This is a genomic window from Streptomyces sp. NPDC021012 (assembly GCF_044333355.1).
GTDB lineage: Bacteria > Actinomycetota > Actinomycetes > Streptomycetales > Streptomycetaceae > Streptomyces.
The window spans coordinates 14,835-31,167 of the sequence record NZ_JBIRQU010000021.1; the positions used below are offsets into that span (position 1 = coordinate 14,835).

The 16,333-nt window shown below is 71.2% G+C and carries 17 protein-coding genes; all 17 read left to right on the forward strand.

Annotated elements, in window-relative coordinates:
- The first annotated feature begins 5 nt into the window (after positions 1-5).
- The 17 genes from ACH4TP_RS37705 to ACH4TP_RS37785 all read left to right on the forward strand — a co-directional run bounded on the left by ACH4TP_RS37705 (position 6) and on the right by ACH4TP_RS37785 (position 16,285).
- Positions 6-1,058, forward strand: coding sequence for a major capsid protein (locus ACH4TP_RS37705; RefSeq protein ID WP_398440389.1), 1,053 nt, complete (start codon positions 6-8; stop codon positions 1,056-1,058).
- A 6-nt stretch (positions 1,059-1,064) separates the two neighbouring features.
- Positions 1,065-1,403, forward strand: a complete 339-nt coding sequence (locus ACH4TP_RS37710; protein WP_398440390.1) for a hypothetical protein — start codon at positions 1,065-1,067, stop codon at positions 1,401-1,403.
- A gap of 124 nt (positions 1,404-1,527) precedes the next feature.
- Positions 1,528-1,869 carry a hypothetical protein gene (locus ACH4TP_RS37715; protein ID WP_398440391.1) on the forward strand — a complete coding sequence of 114 codons (342 nt, stop codon included), beginning with the start codon at positions 1,528-1,530 and terminating at the stop codon, positions 1,867-1,869.
- Positions 1,866-2,708 (forward strand): hypothetical protein, encoded by an 843-nt coding sequence (locus ACH4TP_RS37720; protein ID WP_398440392.1) that lies wholly within the window; start codon positions 1,866-1,868, stop codon positions 2,706-2,708. Before ACH4TP_RS37715 ends, ACH4TP_RS37720 begins: the two co-directional genes overlap by 4 nt.
- Positions 2,708-2,944: a hypothetical protein gene (locus tag ACH4TP_RS37725; RefSeq protein WP_398440393.1), complete on the forward strand. Its 237-nt coding sequence runs from the start codon at positions 2,708-2,710 to the stop codon at positions 2,942-2,944. The genes ACH4TP_RS37720 and ACH4TP_RS37725 overlap by 1 nt, the downstream gene beginning before the upstream one ends.
- Complete coding sequence (locus ACH4TP_RS37730; protein ID WP_398440394.1) at positions 2,941-3,318, forward strand: hypothetical protein; 378 nt, start codon at positions 2,941-2,943, stop codon at positions 3,316-3,318. The genes ACH4TP_RS37725 and ACH4TP_RS37730 overlap by 4 nt, the downstream gene beginning before the upstream one ends.
- The gene (locus ACH4TP_RS37735) at positions 3,315-3,770 is read left to right on the forward strand and encodes a DUF6093 family protein (RefSeq protein WP_398440395.1); all 456 of its coding nucleotides are present in this window, start codon (positions 3,315-3,317) and stop codon (positions 3,768-3,770) included. The genes ACH4TP_RS37730 and ACH4TP_RS37735 overlap by 4 nt, the downstream gene beginning before the upstream one ends.
- Positions 3,767-4,153, forward strand: a complete 387-nt coding sequence (locus ACH4TP_RS37740) for a hypothetical protein (RefSeq protein ID WP_398440396.1) — start codon at positions 3,767-3,769, stop codon at positions 4,151-4,153. Before ACH4TP_RS37735 ends, ACH4TP_RS37740 begins: the two co-directional genes overlap by 4 nt.
- The gene (locus tag ACH4TP_RS37745; protein ID WP_398440397.1) at positions 4,150-4,599 is read left to right on the forward strand and encodes a hypothetical protein; all 450 of its coding nucleotides are present in this window, start codon (positions 4,150-4,152) and stop codon (positions 4,597-4,599) included. The genes ACH4TP_RS37740 and ACH4TP_RS37745 overlap by 4 nt, the downstream gene beginning before the upstream one ends.
- A gap of 98 nt (positions 4,600-4,697) precedes the next feature.
- On the forward strand, positions 4,698-5,489 hold the full coding sequence (locus ACH4TP_RS37750) for a hypothetical protein (protein WP_398440398.1): 792 nt from the start codon (positions 4,698-4,700) through the stop codon (positions 5,487-5,489).
- Between the two features lie 167 nt (positions 5,490-5,656).
- Positions 5,657-6,181 carry a hypothetical protein gene (locus ACH4TP_RS37755; protein WP_398440399.1) on the forward strand — a complete coding sequence of 175 codons (525 nt, stop codon included), beginning with the start codon at positions 5,657-5,659 and terminating at the stop codon, positions 6,179-6,181.
- Positions 6,136-6,588 (forward strand): hypothetical protein, encoded by a 453-nt coding sequence (locus ACH4TP_RS37760; protein ID WP_398440401.1) that lies wholly within the window; start codon positions 6,136-6,138, stop codon positions 6,586-6,588. Before ACH4TP_RS37755 ends, ACH4TP_RS37760 begins: the two co-directional genes overlap by 46 nt.
- A 21-nt stretch (positions 6,589-6,609) precedes the next feature.
- Complete coding sequence (locus ACH4TP_RS37765; RefSeq protein ID WP_398440402.1) at positions 6,610-12,039, forward strand: phage tail tape measure protein; 5,430 nt, start codon at positions 6,610-6,612, stop codon at positions 12,037-12,039.
- Complete coding sequence (locus ACH4TP_RS37770; RefSeq protein ID WP_398440403.1) at positions 12,036-12,938, forward strand: phage distal tail protein; 903 nt, start codon at positions 12,036-12,038, stop codon at positions 12,936-12,938. Before ACH4TP_RS37765 ends, ACH4TP_RS37770 begins: the two co-directional genes overlap by 4 nt.
- 10 nt (positions 12,939-12,948) lie before the next feature.
- Entirely contained in the window at positions 12,949-13,887 is a 939-nt protein-coding gene (locus tag ACH4TP_RS37775) for a hypothetical protein (RefSeq protein ID WP_398440404.1), read from the forward strand.
- Positions 13,884-14,984 carry a hypothetical protein gene (locus ACH4TP_RS37780; protein ID WP_398440405.1) on the forward strand — a complete coding sequence of 367 codons (1,101 nt, stop codon included), beginning with the start codon at positions 13,884-13,886 and terminating at the stop codon, positions 14,982-14,984. Before ACH4TP_RS37775 ends, ACH4TP_RS37780 begins: the two co-directional genes overlap by 4 nt.
- Positions 14,981-16,285: a hypothetical protein gene (locus ACH4TP_RS37785; protein ID WP_398440406.1), complete on the forward strand. Its 1,305-nt coding sequence runs from the start codon at positions 14,981-14,983 to the stop codon at positions 16,283-16,285. The genes ACH4TP_RS37780 and ACH4TP_RS37785 overlap by 4 nt, the downstream gene beginning before the upstream one ends.
- Positions 16,286-16,333 lie beyond the last annotated feature (48 nt).

The following is a 16,333-nucleotide window of genomic DNA, read 5'->3' on the forward strand; positions in this document are numbered from 1 at the left end:
CCACCATGGAAGCTCTCGAGCTCCTCCTGCGGGACACCAACGAAACCGACCTCACGGTCTTCGCCCGCCAGATCGACACCCCCGCGAAGTACCGGCTCACCCGCGAGGTGCTGCCGGAGACCCGCATCCAGGGGATCAAGTTCCGCACCACGTCCGCGAAGCGCCGCGTCAACGCCGCGAAGTTCCGCGCCTACGACGCGCCGACCGCGATGGCCAAGCGCCAGGCCGAGCGCGTCGTCAACGAGGGCATGTTGCCCGCCCTCGGCCAGACCCTCGCCGTCTCCGAGATGGACCAGATCCTCCTCGACGTCGGCCACGGCAAGGACACCCAGGAATACATCGACCTGCTCTACTCCGACGCCGAGCGGCACGTCGAGTCCATCCAGACCGCGCAGGAACTGCTCGCCGGCCAGCTCCTGGCCACCGGCACCGTCACCCTGCCCGGCCTCGGCCTCGACGTGAACTGGAACGTCCCCGCCGCCAACCGGCCCACCGCCGCGATCCTGTGGGACAATCCGAACGCCACCCCGCTGTCCGACGAGCGCGCCTGGATGGACTACCTCGCCGACTCCGGCGCCCCCGCGCCCCGCGAGGTCATCACCTCCCGCCGGGCCCGCGCGCTCCTGGCCTCCAACGCCGAGTACCGCGCGGCGTACTACGGCTCCAGCACCGTTGGCGGCACCCCCACCGCCACCCTGGCGCCGAACGAGGTCGACGTCGTCCGCGCCCGCTACGGCCTCCCGCCGATCGTCACCTACGACGTCCAGGTCTGGAACGACGACGTCTACCAGCGCGTCCTCCCCGACAACAAGTGGATCATGGTGCCGGACGTTCCCGCGTCCGAGTGGGGCCAGACTCAGTACGGGCGAACCCGCGAGGCCGCGAAGTTCACCTCCGGCACCAACCCGGCCCTCACCCGCGAGGAGGCGCCCGGCATCGTCGTCGTCTCGCACGTCGACGACAACCCGGTGCAGATCTACACCCGCGGCGCTGCGGTCGGTATGCCCGTCCTCTACGTGCCGGACATCCACATCTCCGCCACCGTCCTGGGGAGCTGATCCGCCATGGCCAAGCTCGCCACGGTCGTTTTCGTCCGCGACCCCGAACGCCACCGGACCGTCATCCTCCATCCGGGCGAGGAGCCAGCCCCCCACCTGGCGGCCCTCATCACGGCCCCGGAGGCGTGGGAGAACGGAGAACTGCCCGACCTCCCCGACCCGGAGACGGGCCCGGAGGACAACGACCCGGACGAAGGGGAGAACGCCAACGGCCAGACCCCCGGGACCGAGCCGACCCCCGAACCCGAGCCGTCGGAGCCGGAGACGGAGGACACCCTCCTCGAGGAGGCCCCGGCCAAGACCCCCCGTAAGACGACCGCCCGCAAGCCGGCGGCCGACCAGTAACCGACCGCCCCTGAGGGCACGGCGGTCACCGCGGCGTACGGGTCCGGCCCCCGGTGGGGCGCCGGACCGGGCCCGTACCCGCACCCCTTCCCACCCCCACCCCAGCACCTTGGAGGAGAGCCGCATGGACGCCGCCGTACGCGCCTGGCTCATCTCGCAGCTCGGCACCAGCACCGACCTCGCCGACCTCGACACCCGCTACACCCGCCTCGGCACCGCGCGCGCCGTCGCCCTCGAGATCCTCCGCGAGCGTTTCGCCGCGCTCGTCCACGACCAGCCCTCCACCATCGCCGTCTCCAGCGTCGTATCGCTCTCCTACACGGAGAACATCCGGGCGATCGAGCGGCAGATCACCCAGCTCGAGAACGGCGAACCCCCAGCACCCGATGACCCGGGCACCAGCGACTGCGACGGCGTCCCCAACGGCTACGGCATCATCCAGCTCGTCCCGCGGCCCCGACGATGACCACCGCCCCGGCCCACCAGCGCCCGCAGACCGAGGACAGCACCAGCACCACAATCCTCGAACTCGCCGCCGCCTGGGACACCCTGCACAAGGCACAGCTCGCCACGATCCGCGCACTCCGCCAACACCGACACCTCCGTACGGTCACCGCCACCCGACGCGTCCGCACGACCCTCGCCGACTTCCTCCAGGCCGTCGCAGTCTTCGACCGCACCGCGCGCGCCGTCGCCGAACGCTGGACCATGCAGGACCTGCCGCAGATTTACCGCGACGGCGCCCGCACCGCCCTCGCCCGCACCCTTCGCGCCACCGGCATCCCCTTCAGCCGGCCATTCGCCTGGACCGACCGCCACCAGGCCGCCATCACCGCGCTCGCCGCGCAGTACTACACCGACCTCATCGCCCGCATCCAGCAGACCGTCCGCCGCGCCCAGGCCTTCGTCCGCGCCGCCCGCGACCAGACGCGCACCCCCGAAGGCGTCCAGCGTCAGCAGCTCCTCGCCGACCACGGCCTCGACACCGTCGTCTACCGCGACCAGACCCGCCACCCCGCCAGCTCCTGGGCCCGCGCCGCCCTCGGCGCCCAGGCCGTCACCACCCGCAACACCGCAGCCCTCACCTACGGCCGCCACGACCTCGACGCCCTCTGGTTCGAGTGCATCGACGGCAGCGAGTGCGGATTCACCCAGCACGGCGACCTCGACAAGGCCAACGGCACCATCCGGTCTGCCGAGGACGCCGAGGCCTACCCCACCGCCCACTTTGGTTGCGTCCGGTCCTGGATACCGCGCCCCGACCTCAACAACGCCCCCGGCCTGGAATCAGGAGCCGACCTCTGATGCGGATCTACCTCACCGACGGCACCCGCACCGTCCAGCTGTCCACCGGCCGCCGCGACAGGACCACCTTGAAGGCCGCCGAGAAAACCGCCCTGCGCCTGCTCGCCGCGCTGCCCGGATCGCCAGCGGAGAAGCCGAAGACGCCGATCGGGTTCGCTGGCCCGCTCGACGCCGACATCGAACGGGCCAGCGAACCCGAAGACACGGACGAGACCGACGACGGAGACGACGTATGAACGAGCACACGTTCGCCGGCCCGCCGCGCCGGGTGGAGATCACCGCCGACCTGTGGAAGGCCGAGGTCGTCGTCGACGGCACCGACATGACGTCGGCCCTGCGCGCCTACGCCCTGTCCCAGGAGGTCGGCCAGCCGCCCACGGTCGTCCTCTACCCGTCCCCACAGCACACCGCGACTTTCGCCGGCTTCGCCCGCGTTCAAGTCGCCGAGCAGGCCGACCCCGGGCCCGTCATCGTCGACTTCCTGCGCGCCATCAACCCGGCCGCCCTCGACCAGGCCGCCCTCGGCCGCGACGACCTCGACGGCTCCCCGACCGAGCTGACCAAGGCGATGCTGGCGCAGCTCATCGACTGGGCGGAGGGCCGCACATGACCACCCCCCTCCCCGGCCTCGACCGGGCACTCGCCGGCGTCGTCCGCTGGATCGACAACAAGCTCGTCGTCGACACCGTCCGCGTCACCCTCCCCGGCGCGGGCGAGCCCGTCCTCAACCCGGACACCGGCACGCTGGAGTACCCGCCGGACACCGTTCTGTACGAGGGGCCCGGCGCCGTGCAGCGCGCGGCCGCGCAGGGCGACCTCGTCGCCGTCCCCGACGCGAACCTGCCCTGGCCAGCGAACATCAAGTCCCGCTACCGGCTCCTGACCCCCCTCGACGGCCCCAGCTTCCCCAAGGACGCCGAGGTCACCGTCACCGCCGTGCACAACCCGGCCAACACCGGGCTGCTCGGCCGGTCCTGGATCTGCGCGGACGCCACCGACGCCTCCACCGTCCAGGTCGTACGGATCACCGCCCTCGACCAGAACCCCGGCGCCGCCACATGACCCCCGACGAACTCGCCGACCGCCTCAGCCGCGCCGCCGACCGCCTCCCGAACGCCATCCACAAGGGCGTTGCTCACACTGGTGTTCTTGGCGTCGCACGCATCCGTGGCAACGCGTCCGGCCGCCCCGGTCCGAACGTCATCACTGGCGACTACCGCAACTCCTGGCGGGCCGTCACGCTTCGGATCCCGTACGGCGCCATGTGCACCCTCGGCACCAACAGGCCGCAGGGCCGGCGCCTGGAGTACGGCTTCTACGGGACCGACAGCCTCGGCCGCACATATGCCCAGCCGCCGTTTGCCCACGTGGGCCCCGCGATCGACTTCATCACCGGCACCCTCCACGCGCAGATGCGGTTCGCCGTCGCGGAGGCCCTGACGTGATCGAACGCCGCCTCGTCACCAACGCCGCCCTCGCCATGCTCGCCGCTGCGACTGGCGTGCCGGTCGGCCGCGGCCGCGCTCCGGCCAACCCGGGCCTGCGCTACTACGTCCTCTACGCCCTCGACGCGGATGACCCCGAGCCGTCGCTCGCCGATGAGCACGAGGACCTCACCGCCGTCTACCAGGTCACGTCCGTATCCCTCCCGGACCCGGCCAAGCCTGGTAGCTCGGGGAGTGAAGAACAGGTGGAGTGGCTCGCGGACAAGGCCCGCGCCGCATTCCTCGCCCGCAACCCGGCCACCGGTGCCTGGCTTCACGAACTCGCCGTCGAAGGAGCCTCCGTAAGGAACCGTGAGCTCGACACCGAACCAGGGGGAACGAATGATCCCGGCGATGCCATCATGAGCTATGTGCAGAGGTTCAAGGTCACCTTGACCCCCGCCTGACCCGTCAGGCACTGCACACCGAACCGCGGCGGACCCCACGCGGACGTCACCACACAGGTGGCCGCAACTGCCAGCCACGTTGCAAGGGGTCCCTCCATATGCCCAGGTTCAACCGTCGTGGGAAGACGAAGATCCTCTTCGCGCCCACGCTCGCCTCCTCCTCCTACATCCCCACGCGCTCCGAACTCGGCGGGGCCACGAAGCTCACCAAGGCCGTCGCCGCGGTCGAAGGCTTCCAGCTGGAGAACCAGCCGATCGACACCCCCGACCTCGAATCCACCTTCACGGGCAAGATCGCGGGTGAGGACCAGGCCGCGGACTCCACCCTGACCTTCTACGAGGACGACACCGACAACACCCTCGAGACCGCACTCGCCAAGGGTGTGTCCGGCTACATCATCATCCTGCGCAAGGGCGACATCCCCGCTTCCCCGAGCATGGACGTCTACCCGGTCACCGTCGCCTCCAAGTCGAGCACCATCACCGTCGACAACGAGGCCGCGAAGTGGATGGCGAAGTTCGTCATCACCGACACCCCGGCGCTCGACGTCCCCGTCCCGGCCGCCGGCGCCGACGAGGTCCAGACCGTCACCATCACCGGCACCCCGACAGGCGGCACCTACACGCTGACCTTCTCCGGTCAGACGACGAGCGGCATCGCCTTCAACGCCACCGCGTCCGCCGTGCAGTCCGCCCTCGAGGCCCTGTCGAACGTCAACCCCGGCGACGTCATCTGCGCGGGCGGCCCGCACCCCGGCACGCCAGTCACGGTCACCTTCGGCGGCCAGTACGACGGCCAGAACGTCCCGCAGATGACCGCTTCCAGCGCCGGCCTCACCGGCGGTACGACGCCGACGGTCACGGTCACCACGACCACACCCGGCGGCTGATCCACCACCGCCACCACCCCGCGGCGCACGATCCGCCACCACCGCCGCCGCGCGGCGGCGGATCCGCCGCATCCCTCGGCTCCCGGCCGGGCGCGACCGCGTTCGGGAAGGGGCGCGACCCCCGCGCCCGGCCGGGCCCCTTCCCCCCCTGACAGAGGACTCCTCCCATGCCCCCCAAGACCCGCACCGCCCAGCAGAAGCAGTCGCCGGCCGAGCGAGCCCGACAGCGCAAGCGTCCCGTGCTGAAGATGACGATCTGCGACGACCAGGACGTCAAGACCGCCCTGGAGGTCGCCCGGCACACCGTGCGCCGCCTGAAGGCCGAGACCGCCGACCACCCGGACGACGCGACCGTCACCGTCGCCCTCGCCCAGGCCGAGCAGGACCTCGAGGCAGCGCAGGCCGCGTTCGACGCGGAGGCGTACGACCTCCGGTTCGAGGCCCTGCCGCGCACCGACTTCGAGGACCTCAAGAAGGGGCACCCGCCGACCGAGGCGCAGGCCGAGGACGGCTTCGCGTTCAACATCGACACCTTCGGCCCGGCCCTGGTCTCCGCTGCGTCCCTCGACGGCCTGACCGTCGACGATGCCGCATCCTTCCTCGACACCTGGGCCGAGAACGAGGCCGCAGCGCTTTTCAACACCGCGTGGTCCGCGCAGCAGGAGAACCGCACGGACGTGGGAAAAGGCTGATCGTCGATGACCGGTTCCGCGCCGAGCTCGAGCTGTGCGACCGCTGGGGCATCCCGCACTCCCTCTTCCGGGGTGCGGGCGACGGCCGGTGGACCGCGAGGGACCGGGAGAAGGCGCTCGCCTACCGGGACTACCTGCGCACCGTGTGCCCGCAGTGCGGCACCCGGTACGACGACTGGGACCACGGCGGCGCCGACGAGGCCGAGGACGCCTACGCCGTCACCGTGCAGCGCTGCGTCGGCTGCCAGGTCATCGGCGAGAAACAGGACGAACTCCAGCAGAACGGCGACCTGCACGGCAAGAAGATCGCGCTCATCCCGGCCGCCGTCGCCGCGGCGATGGAGACCGAGCGCGAACTGAACGAGCAGCAGTGGGCGGCCCGCCGGGCGGCCCGGGAGTCCGAGTAGACGAGAGAGAGGCGCGGGCCGGTGGCGAACTGGAACCTGTCGGTGGACCTGCGTGCCACCGGCACGAGCCTGGCCCGCGAGCTGAAGGACGCCGCCAAGCACTCCCGCGACCTCGGCCGGGAGAGTCGTGACGCCCGCACCCACGTCTCCGGCCTCGGCCGTGACGCCCGCGCCGCCGCCCGCGGCCTGGGGACGTTCGAGCGAGCGGCCCGCGACGCCGCGCGGGCCGCCAATACCCTCGGCGACAACGCCCAGCGCGCGGGAATCCGTCTCGGCCGGTACGGTGACGCCGCCCGATCCACCAACCGGCACCTGCGCGACGTCGGCAGCAACTCCCGTGCTGCCGGCCGGGACCTGGCCCGCATGGCCGGACAGATCGACACCGCCGTCCGCGACCTGAACCGCCTGGCGACCGCCGCTCAGCGTGCCGCCGTCCACACCAACCGGGTCGGCAACCGCGGCGCGCTCGCCATGCGCCGCTACGCCGACGAGACCGGCCGGCTGCGTCACCACCTCACCAGCACCGCCGCGCTGCTGTCCGGCGGGGCGCTCGTCATGGGCGGCGCCGAGCTGGTCAAGGAGGGCAACGAGTACCAGCAGTCGATGAACACGTTCGGCGCGGTCACCACCGCAACGGCGCTGCAGATGCAGCGGGCGGCCGCGACCGCCGCCCAGCTCGGCAACGACCTGAACCTGCCCGCGGCGACCGCGACCGACGCCGCCGAGTCGATGGTCGAGCTCGCCAAGGCCGGTTTCCGTACCGACCAGGCCATCTCCTCCACCCGCGCATCCCTCACCCTGGCCTCAGCCGCAGGCGAGAGCGCCGCCAAGTCCGCCCGGTACCTCGGCGACATGATGGACCAATTCGGCCTGGGCGCCGACAAGGCCGGCGTCGCCGCCGACACCCTCGCCGCCACCGCGAACGCCGCGTCCGGCGACATCATCGACATCTACTACGCGATGAAATACGCCGGCCCCGTCGCCCACGGCTTGGGCGTTTCCATGCAGGAAGCCGCCGCCGGTGTCGGAATGCTCGGCAAGGCCGGCATCTTGGGCCAGACGGCCGGTACGACCCTGCGCGGGATCATGACCAACCTGGCCAAGCCGACCCCGCAGATGAAGGAGGGACTGGACGCCCTCGGTATCTCGGCTTGGACCGCTGAAGGACGCTTCAAGGGCCTTAGGTACGTGATCGAGCAGCTCGCCAAATCCGAGCACTCGATGTCCCAGAAGGACTTCACCGCCTCCGTCGCCAAGGCTTTTGGCAAGCCCGCGATGGCCGGGGCCATCGCGCTCGCGCACCAGGGCGTCGACTCCTACGACGCCCTCATCCAGGCCGTCTCCCGCACCGGCGCCGCATCCGACATCGCCGCCGCCAAGGGCAAGGGTCTGTCCGGCGCGATGCTCCAGCTCAAGACGCAGGCCCGGCAGACCGGCCTGACCATCTACAACGGCGCCGCCCCCGGCATCGAGTACCTCACCCGGGCCATCACCTCCGGGCTGTCCGACGCCACCCCGAAGATCGAGGCGTTCTTCCGCTACGCCAACGACTTCGCCACGCTCTTCGGGCCCGGGATCGCCGCCACCCTCAAGGACCAGTTCGGCGAGGTCGGCGACGCGATCGACGACATGCTCGCGCCGTTCAAAGACGGCGCGCTCGACGTTGCCGCCACGGCCCTGCACCTGCTGATGACCGTCGGCCGGGCCGCTGTCGTCGTCCTGAAGAACCTTGCCGACGGTGCCACCCCCGTCCTGAAGTCACTCGGAGACCTGGCCGGCGAAGGCACCGGCGCCGCAACCGCGCTGGACACCGTCGTGTACGTCATCGACCTCGCCGCCTCGGCCGTCGAGGCGCTCTCCGGTGTCCTTGGCCCTGTCGGCCACATGGTCGCCGGTCTCGTCTCCGCCTTCGGTGCGCTGCCCGGCCCGGTGCAGTCCGCGGTGTTCGCGATGCTCCTGATGCGCCGCGTCGGCCCGATGGCCTCAGGCCTCGCCGGACAGGTTGGCGGACGCCTCACCGGCGCCTTCCGCTCCCTCAACGACGAGATGCGACTCCAGCGCGCGCTCGCCGGTCCCGCCGGCGCCGCCATGTCCCGGTACGGCGCCGCGTTCGCCGTCCTGCAGTCCCGCGTCGGCGTCATCGGCACCATGGGCACCAGCTTCCGTGCGGCCCGCGGCGAGGCCACCGGCTTCGCCGGCTCCCTGCGCGGCGTCACCGCAGCCGCCGGCACCGGTCTGAAGACGGCGATGGGCGGCCTCATGGGTGCCCTCGGCGGCCCGTGGGGTCTCGCGCTGACCGGCGCCGCCGTCGGCCTCGGCATCCTCGCCTCCCGGCAGCAGAAGGCCGCGGCCGCCGCCCGCGAGCACGAGACGCAGATCGCGAACCTGTCCGCCGCGCTGCGCGAGTCCAACGGGATCGTCGACGAGAACGTCCGCCAGGTCGCCATGCAGACCCTGATGGACACGAAGATCAAAACGACGCTCGACGGGCAGCAGCGACTCATCGACGTCGCCAAACAGGCCAAGATCCCCATGGCGGACCTCGTCGACGCCTACACCAACCAGGGCTCCTCCCTGGACGAGCTCAAGACAAAGCTCGCCGCTGCAGCCGAGGCGTCGAAGTTCTGGTACGCCGATGCAGAGGGCCGTGAAGGGATGGCGTTCACCGTCGCTGGCCGGGCCGCCGACGACCTGCGCGCCGGGATCACCGGACTGTCCGGCGACTTCAAGAAGGCCCAGTCCGATGCCGAAGCCTTCGCCCAGGGCGTCGCGAAGGCCGGGAAGAACACCACCGCCTACGACCTGCTCAAGACCGCCGTTGGGCAGCTCGCCGACAAGACCGCCGACGCCGACTCCCGCACCCGCGCCCTGCGCCAGGCCCTCGACCTGCTGTCCGGCGGATCGGTTTCCCTCCAGGCCGCGCAGGCCCGCGTCAACGAGGCCGTGCTGCGCGCCACCGAGGCGATGTCTGCCGGAATCGACAAGGCTGACGGGTACGGCAAGCAGCTCATCGGCATGAACGGCACCATCTCCACGGTCACCCGCAACGGCCAGCAGCTCTTCGACACCTTCAACACCATCGCCGACGCCTCCGCGTCCGCCGCCGTCGCCGCGTACGACTTCGCTATCTCCCAGAAGCAGGGCGTGCAGGCCGCCATCCAGGCCGCGCAGCGCGAGATGGCCAAGGGCCGGGAAGCGGCGCTGAAGGTCGCCGGTGGCTACAACGTGGGTGCCGAGGCCGCCGCGCGGATGGCGGACTCCATGGGCCTGATCCCCGGCCAGGTGTCCATCCTCCTGCAGACCAAGGGCGTCGACACCGCGCTCGCCGAGCTGATCGCCGTGCAGGCGGAATTCGCCCGTATGCCCAAGGAGAAGACCATCCGGGTCGACGCCCTCGGCACGGAGGCGAAGAAAGAGCTCGAGGACATCGGCTACCAGATCGAGCTGATCCCCGGCACCCGCGAGTACAAGATCACCGCCCCGACGGCCGACGCCCGCCGCGAACTCGACCTCCTTGTACAGAAGCTCGCCACCACCAACGGCAAGACCGTCACCGTCGGCGCCGACACCACCGCGGCGGTCGCCGGCCTCGACCAGGTCATCGCGAAGATCCAGGAGACCCCCGGCGCGAAGTCCGTCACCGTCTCCGCGCTCACCAACGAGGCCATGGCCACCCTGACCTCCCTCGGCTACAAGGTCGAGACCCTCCCCGACGGCCAGGTCAAGGTCACCGCTGCCACCGGCCAGGCCCTCTCCGGCCTCGCCGCCGTCAAGGCCGCCCGCGACGCCCTCGAAGACCGCACCATCACCATCACCACCGTCCACCGCACCGTCGAGACCAACACCCTCGGCCGCCCGCAGGCCGGCGAAGGCAACCAGTCGAAGTTCGCCGACGGCGGCATCGCCCGCGCGGCAAACGGCCTGTTCGTCCCCGGCTACGCCCCGCGCCGCGACACTGTGCCCGCGATCCTCTCTCCGGGCGAAGGCGTCCTCGTTCCCGAGGCCGTCCGCAAGCTCGGCGCCGCCACCGGCCTCGGCGGCCCCGGCGTCATCAAGGCCCTTAACACCTGGGCCCGCTACGGCACCGCCATCAGCGGCCGCCGCCCCCTGCCGTTCGCGAACGGCGGCACCGTCCCCGGCGCCGCAGTACGTGGGTACGCCTCCGGCGGCTTCGTCTACGCCCCCACCGGCCTGCGCAGCACCGTCAGCGACGTCCAGTCCCGCTACGACGAATCCCACCAGCCCATCAGTGCCGAGGACTACAACAAGAAGATCCGCGCCCGCGCGAACGCCGTCGACCGGCTCCGCGACGCCGAGGCGAAGCTCCGCGCGCTGCGCCGCCGCCGGCACACCGCCGCGCAGGAAGACGCCGCCGAGCGCAAGGTCGCGGTGGCCCGCCGCTCGCTGGCCACCGCGACCGAGGCTGCCGCCATTGCCGAGGCCCGCTACAAGAAGCGGTTCTCCCTGTCCGACTGGGCCAAGACCCTCAGGAGCACCGTCGCCGCGAACAACGCCTGGGAGGCCAACCTCAAGAAGGTGGCGGCCCGGGGCGGCGCGGACGTCATCGGCATCCTGCGCGACATGGGCGAGGAAGGCGCTGCGATGGTCGCCGCGCTCGCCAAGGCGTCCGGCAAGCAGTTCGCCGAGATCGTCGCCAACCTCCGCCGCCTCGGCCCGCTCGCCAAGGTCACCCTGACGGACCTCACCACCCAGCTGAGCGGCTCCAACAAGGCCGCCGCCGCGTTCCAGGAGAACCTCGCCCGACTGTCCGCGATGGGCTTCGGCGACCTCGCCGCCATGCTCGCCGCCCAGGGCGACGACGCCGCGATGAAGCTCGCCGCCGACGCGGTGAAGGACAAGAAGAAGGCCGCGGCCGCGAACGCCTCCGCAAAGACCAACAACAAGCAGCTGTCCCAGGACGACCTCGCCGCGCTCATCCAGATCATCGCCGCCGTGAAGACCAGCAAGACCGGCCTGCACGACGTCGCCGCCACCACCAACCTCGGCGAGGACGAGATCATCGCCGTCGCCACCAAGGCCTCCGGCCAGATCAAGAAGTCCCTCGGCACCCGCGCGACAAAGTTCCTCGCCGACCTCGCCCGCGCCAACCGCGGCCTGTCGTACGCCAACGGCGGCATCCGGCCCGGGATCTACGCGACCGCCGGCGGCGCCGTCACCTTCGCCGAACCGTCCACCGGCGGCGAGGCGTACATCCCCCTCGGCGGCAACAAGCGCGCCAGCGCCCTGCCCGTCCTCCACGAAGCCGCGCGCCGCATGGGCGTCGGCGTCACCGACCTCGCCTCCCGGCAGGTCGTCATCGTCCGCGAGTCCGGCGACACCTTCAACATGACCATCCCGGCCGTCCGGACCGGCGCGACCGCAGCAGAGATCAGCGCCGCGTTCGAACGCTCGGCCCGCCGCGCCCGCCGAGGGGGAGTGGCTACCCGATGACCGACCCGATCCTCACCACCGGACAGCTCGACCTCGCCGGCACCGTCATCGGCAAGGGCACCGTCGTGCAGATCCGCGACATCACCGGCCTCGGCCGGCCCCCGGTCCGCGACAACGACGCCGACCAGCCGTCCCTCGACGGCGCCTGGCCCGGCCCCGACTACTACGCCGCCCGACCTGTCCAGATCGACGCCGCCATCCGCACCCCCGGCAACCGCGCCGCCGCCCTCGACGTCCTCGCCGCCCTCCAGCAGACCCCGCACACCGCCGCCGTACGCCTGACGGCCGGCGCCACGCAGGCCCTGCGGATCGCCTGGCCCGGCCGCCCCGTCAAGCGTCTCTTCGGCCGCGTGCGCCGCCTCGACGCCACCGTCGACAAGTCCGTCTTCGGCTTCATCCCCCTGGACATCGAGTTCCTGGCCACCGACCCCCTCTGGTACGCCGACACCGAGTCCACCGTCGAGATCCCCCTCGGCTGGCTCACCGGCGGAGGCTTCGCGGCCCCGGTCGTCGCCCCGATCTACGTCCAGGACGGCACCGTCGCCGCCGACCGGCCCGGCTGGGTCACCAACAACGGCACCACCGACACATGGCCCGTCATCCGCATCACCGGACCGTGCGCGCAGGTCACCGTCACCCACGTGCCCACCGGCCGCGCCCTACAGCTGCCCACTCTCAACCTGACGGCCGGCCAGTGGATCGAGATCGACACCCGCCCCGGCTACCGCACCGTCACCCGAGAGAACGGCGGCAACGCCCTCGCCCTGCTGTCCCCGGCCTCCCGCATCGACCAGTTCTCCCTGCCCCCCGGCACCAGCGAAATGCGCTGGACCGCCTTCGACAACACCAACTCGTCCCGTATGCGCCTGACCTGGCGCGACGCCTACACCGCCCTCTGAGGAGAGAGCCATGACCTTGATCCCCCGGCCGATCCTCGTCAACGGGGCCACCCACTCGGCGCAGCAGTTCCGCCTCCTCGTGGCCGACCTCGCACGCGACAACGAGGGCATCACCCGCGGGACCGACCTGAAAGTCACGCAGCTCGGTACCCCGGGCGGCGCGGTGCAAGTTGCCACCGGAACCGCGGTCGTCCGCGGCCGGGTGAACGCCTTCCAGGGCACCTACGCCTGTGCCAACACCTCCACCAGCAACGTGTCCATCGCCCCGACCGCCGGCACAGGCCGCTCCGACATGCTGATCCTGCGGGTCGAGGACCCCGACTACGAGGGCAGCATCAACCCGACCACCGGCGAGGTCGCCTACTTCCAGGTCATCTCGAACGTGTCCTCGAGCGCGACAGCGATTCCGGACGGCCGGACCGGCATTCCGCTGGCCCGCATCGACATCCCCGCCAGTACCGCCACGATCACGGACGCGATGATCGTGGACATCCGGCAGATCGCGAACCCCCGCCGCGAACGGACACTCCTGCCCGTGCAGTCCCCGGCGTCCGCCAGCACTGCCCTCGGCGCCTCCACCACCTACAACTACTTCTCGACCGCGCCCGGCTGGAACGTGGCCGTGCCCGCCTGGGCATCCAAGGCGATCATCGACGTCCGCGCGTCCAGCCTCCGCCTGACCGTCGCGAATTTCTACGGCGGGTTCCGCGCCACGTTCGGCGCCTCTCTCACCCTGCAGTCCGTCACGATCGACGACAACCAGGGCACCGGCACCCGACGCGTCCCCTCCGAGTGCGCCGACACCCTGACCATCCCCTCCAGCTACCGCGGCACCACCCAGCTCCTGCGCGCTCAGGCCGCCGGCTACTCCGGCAACGCCGGCCGCATCGACGTCGACGCCTCGACGACCTTCATCGCTGACATCGAGTTCTTCGAGGCTCCGCGATGAGCGCCAACCGTCGCATCCTGACCCAGAACGTCCTGACAGGGGCGTGGCTCACCCACAACCTGCCGCTGCAGGACCTGGAGTACGGGCCCGAACTCAACGGTCCCGGCGCCCTGAGCGGCACCCTCTTCCCGAAGCTCGCCGCCCAGTCCCTCAGCCTTGTTGACCCCGGCACTACCTGCATCTATGTCGAGGAGGATGACCAGATCACCTGGGGCGGCCTGATCTGGGACGCCCGCCCCCGGGGCAACGTCCTCGCGATCGAAGCCGCGTCCTGGACGTCCTACCTTCACCACCGCCACGATCTGCACGGCCAGCTGAACGCCCGCGGCCCCTACACGAACGCCGACCGCACCAAGGTCATGCGCGACATCTGGGCCTACGCCCAGTCCGTCGCCGACGGCGACCTCGGGGTCACCGTCGACACCACCACCAGCGGCAGCCTCATCGGCACCCCCGCCGACCCGTACAAGTTCAACAGCTGGGAGACCCCGAACCTCGGCGAACGCTTCGACGAGCTCGCCGACGGCGACGCCACCCCCGACTACACCTGCACCGCCGAGTGGAACAGCACTCGCACCGCGGTGACCAGGCGGGTCCGGATCGGCTGGCCCCGCCTCGGCACCCGCCGCACCGACATCTCCTTCGTCTCCGGCGTCAACGTCATCGAAGACCCCGAGATCGTCCTGTCCGGCGACGACTACGCCCAGGTCGTCATCGCCTCCGGCCAGGGCGACGGCTCCGCCAAGCGAAGGCAGACCTCCGCCGTCCGCGACGGCCGGCTCCGCCTGGAACACGTCCTCGACCTGCCCGACATCAAGGCCAACGACGTCCTCGCCTCCCGGGCCGCCCGCGAACGCACCCGCCGCCAGAAGCTCGGTCAGGTCTCTGAGGTCGTCGTCCGCGACCACCCCGCCGCCCCGCTCGGATCCTGGCAGGTCGGCGACGACATCTACGCCCGCATCTACAACGTGTGGACCGTCTACACCGGCTGGTGCCGCATCACCGGCTGGACCACCCGACCCGACACGGCCGGCGGCCCCCAGGCCACCGTCCGCCTCGCACCCGCCGACAGCTTCCAGTACGGAGGAACCACGTGACCGACCTCGGTACCGAGATCCAGCGCATCAAGACCCGGCTGGCCGCCGTCGAGCGCGCCTCCCGCCTCGGGGCGGCCGCGATCGACGACACCGCCGTCGAGGTCCGCGACAACGCCGGCGGCCTGCGCGCGCTCGTGGGTCAGCAGGGCGACGGCACCACCGCCGTCAACGTCGTCAACGGCCCCACCCCGGCCGCCCCCACTGCCCCGCTCGTCGCCTCCGTCATCGGCGGCGTCGCCGCGGAATGGGACGGCCAGCTCGTCGGCGGAGGCGGCGGTGTCCCGCTCGACTTCGCCCGCGTCGAGGTCCACGCCGCCGCGTCCTCCGGCTTCACTCCGGCCGGCGCCACCCTCGTCGGCACCATCGAGACCGCGCAGGGCGCCATCGTCGTCATCCCGACCATCAACCCGGTCTACGTACGGCTCGTCACCCGCACGACCTCCGGCACGGCCTCCGCGCCGTCCGCCGAGAACGGCCCGATCGCCCCCGCCCTGATCGTCGCCGACGACGTCGCCGACGGCATCATCACCGGCACCAAGCTCGCCGCCGACGCCATCGACGGAAAGACCATCACCGGCGCCACCGTCCGCACCGCCGCATCCGGCCAGCGCATCACCCTCACCCCAGAAGGCCGCCTCTACCTCCACTCCGGCGCCCCCATGGAAGTCTTCCCCGCCATGGTTCTCTCCGAAGTTCTGGACGTCGGCGCCGGCTACGGAGTCCTCAAGCTCATCGGCCCGGCCTACGCCGGAACGGAACCCCCCGACATCAGCCTGTACATGGACGGCACCGGCGCAAAGCGCTGGGACGTCGGCCCCCTGCTCATGGTCCAACCCTACGGCGGCCCATACGACACCATCGTCTCGGGAACAGTCAGCTTCGCCGACCCTGTCACTGTCACCGACGACCTCGACGTCACCGGCGCCCTGACCGGCACCTACGGACAATTCAGCGAAGAAGGCACCTGGACCAACGTCACCTTCAGCCAGTGGAAGCAGTCCACAAACAGCACCTACCAGACCCTTCGCTGCTCACGTGGCGCCAAGAGGGCCCGCCTCGACGGCTGCGCCATGGTCTCCTCCGCCATGTCCGCCGGCGTCGCCCAGAACGTCTGCACCGTCCCCGCTGGCTACCGGCCCACCAAGGCCCACTACTTCACCGTCCCCTTCGTCACCGCCACCACCCCTCCCGTCCTCGGCTGCCGCGTCGGCGCCGACGGAGTCGTCACCGTCTGGTCCTCCGCCGCCCGCGCCGTCGACGACCTCTTCGACTTCTCCAAGGTCGACTGGCCCCTCAACTGACCGAGCAGGGGGAACGATCCGCCCCCACACGCCTACGCTGATCACAGG

What these genes read in the sequence shown, in the direction of transcription:
- ACH4TP_RS37705 (WP_398440389.1), top strand. Translation starts at nt 6, where the DNA reads ATGGAAGCTCTCGAGCTCCTCCTGCGGGACACCAACGAAACCGACCTC.
- ACH4TP_RS37710 (WP_398440390.1), top strand. Translation starts at nt 1,065, where the DNA reads ATGGCCAAGCTCGCCACGGTCGTTTTCGTCCGCGACCCCGAACGCCAC.
- ACH4TP_RS37715 (WP_398440391.1), top strand. Translation starts at nt 1,528, where the DNA reads ATGGACGCCGCCGTACGCGCCTGGCTCATCTCGCAGCTCGGCACCAGC.
- ACH4TP_RS37720 (WP_398440392.1), top strand. Translation starts at nt 1,866, where the DNA reads ATGACCACCGCCCCGGCCCACCAGCGCCCGCAGACCGAGGACAGCACC.
- ACH4TP_RS37725 (WP_398440393.1), top strand. Translation starts at nt 2,708, where the DNA reads ATGCGGATCTACCTCACCGACGGCACCCGCACCGTCCAGCTGTCCACC.
- ACH4TP_RS37730 (WP_398440394.1), top strand. Translation starts at nt 2,941, where the DNA reads ATGAACGAGCACACGTTCGCCGGCCCGCCGCGCCGGGTGGAGATCACC.
- ACH4TP_RS37735 (WP_398440395.1), top strand. Translation starts at nt 3,315, where the DNA reads ATGACCACCCCCCTCCCCGGCCTCGACCGGGCACTCGCCGGCGTCGTC.
- ACH4TP_RS37740 (WP_398440396.1), top strand. Translation starts at nt 3,767, where the DNA reads ATGACCCCCGACGAACTCGCCGACCGCCTCAGCCGCGCCGCCGACCGC.
- ACH4TP_RS37750 (WP_398440398.1), top strand. Translation starts at nt 4,698, where the DNA reads ATGCCCAGGTTCAACCGTCGTGGGAAGACGAAGATCCTCTTCGCGCCC.
- ACH4TP_RS37755 (WP_398440399.1), top strand. Translation starts at nt 5,657, where the DNA reads ATGCCCCCCAAGACCCGCACCGCCCAGCAGAAGCAGTCGCCGGCCGAG.
- ACH4TP_RS37770 (WP_398440403.1), top strand. Translation starts at nt 12,036, where the DNA reads ATGACCGACCCGATCCTCACCACCGGACAGCTCGACCTCGCCGGCACC.
- ACH4TP_RS37775 (WP_398440404.1), top strand. Translation starts at nt 12,949, where the DNA reads ATGACCTTGATCCCCCGGCCGATCCTCGTCAACGGGGCCACCCACTCG.
- ACH4TP_RS37780 (WP_398440405.1), top strand. Translation starts at nt 13,884, where the DNA reads ATGAGCGCCAACCGTCGCATCCTGACCCAGAACGTCCTGACAGGGGCG.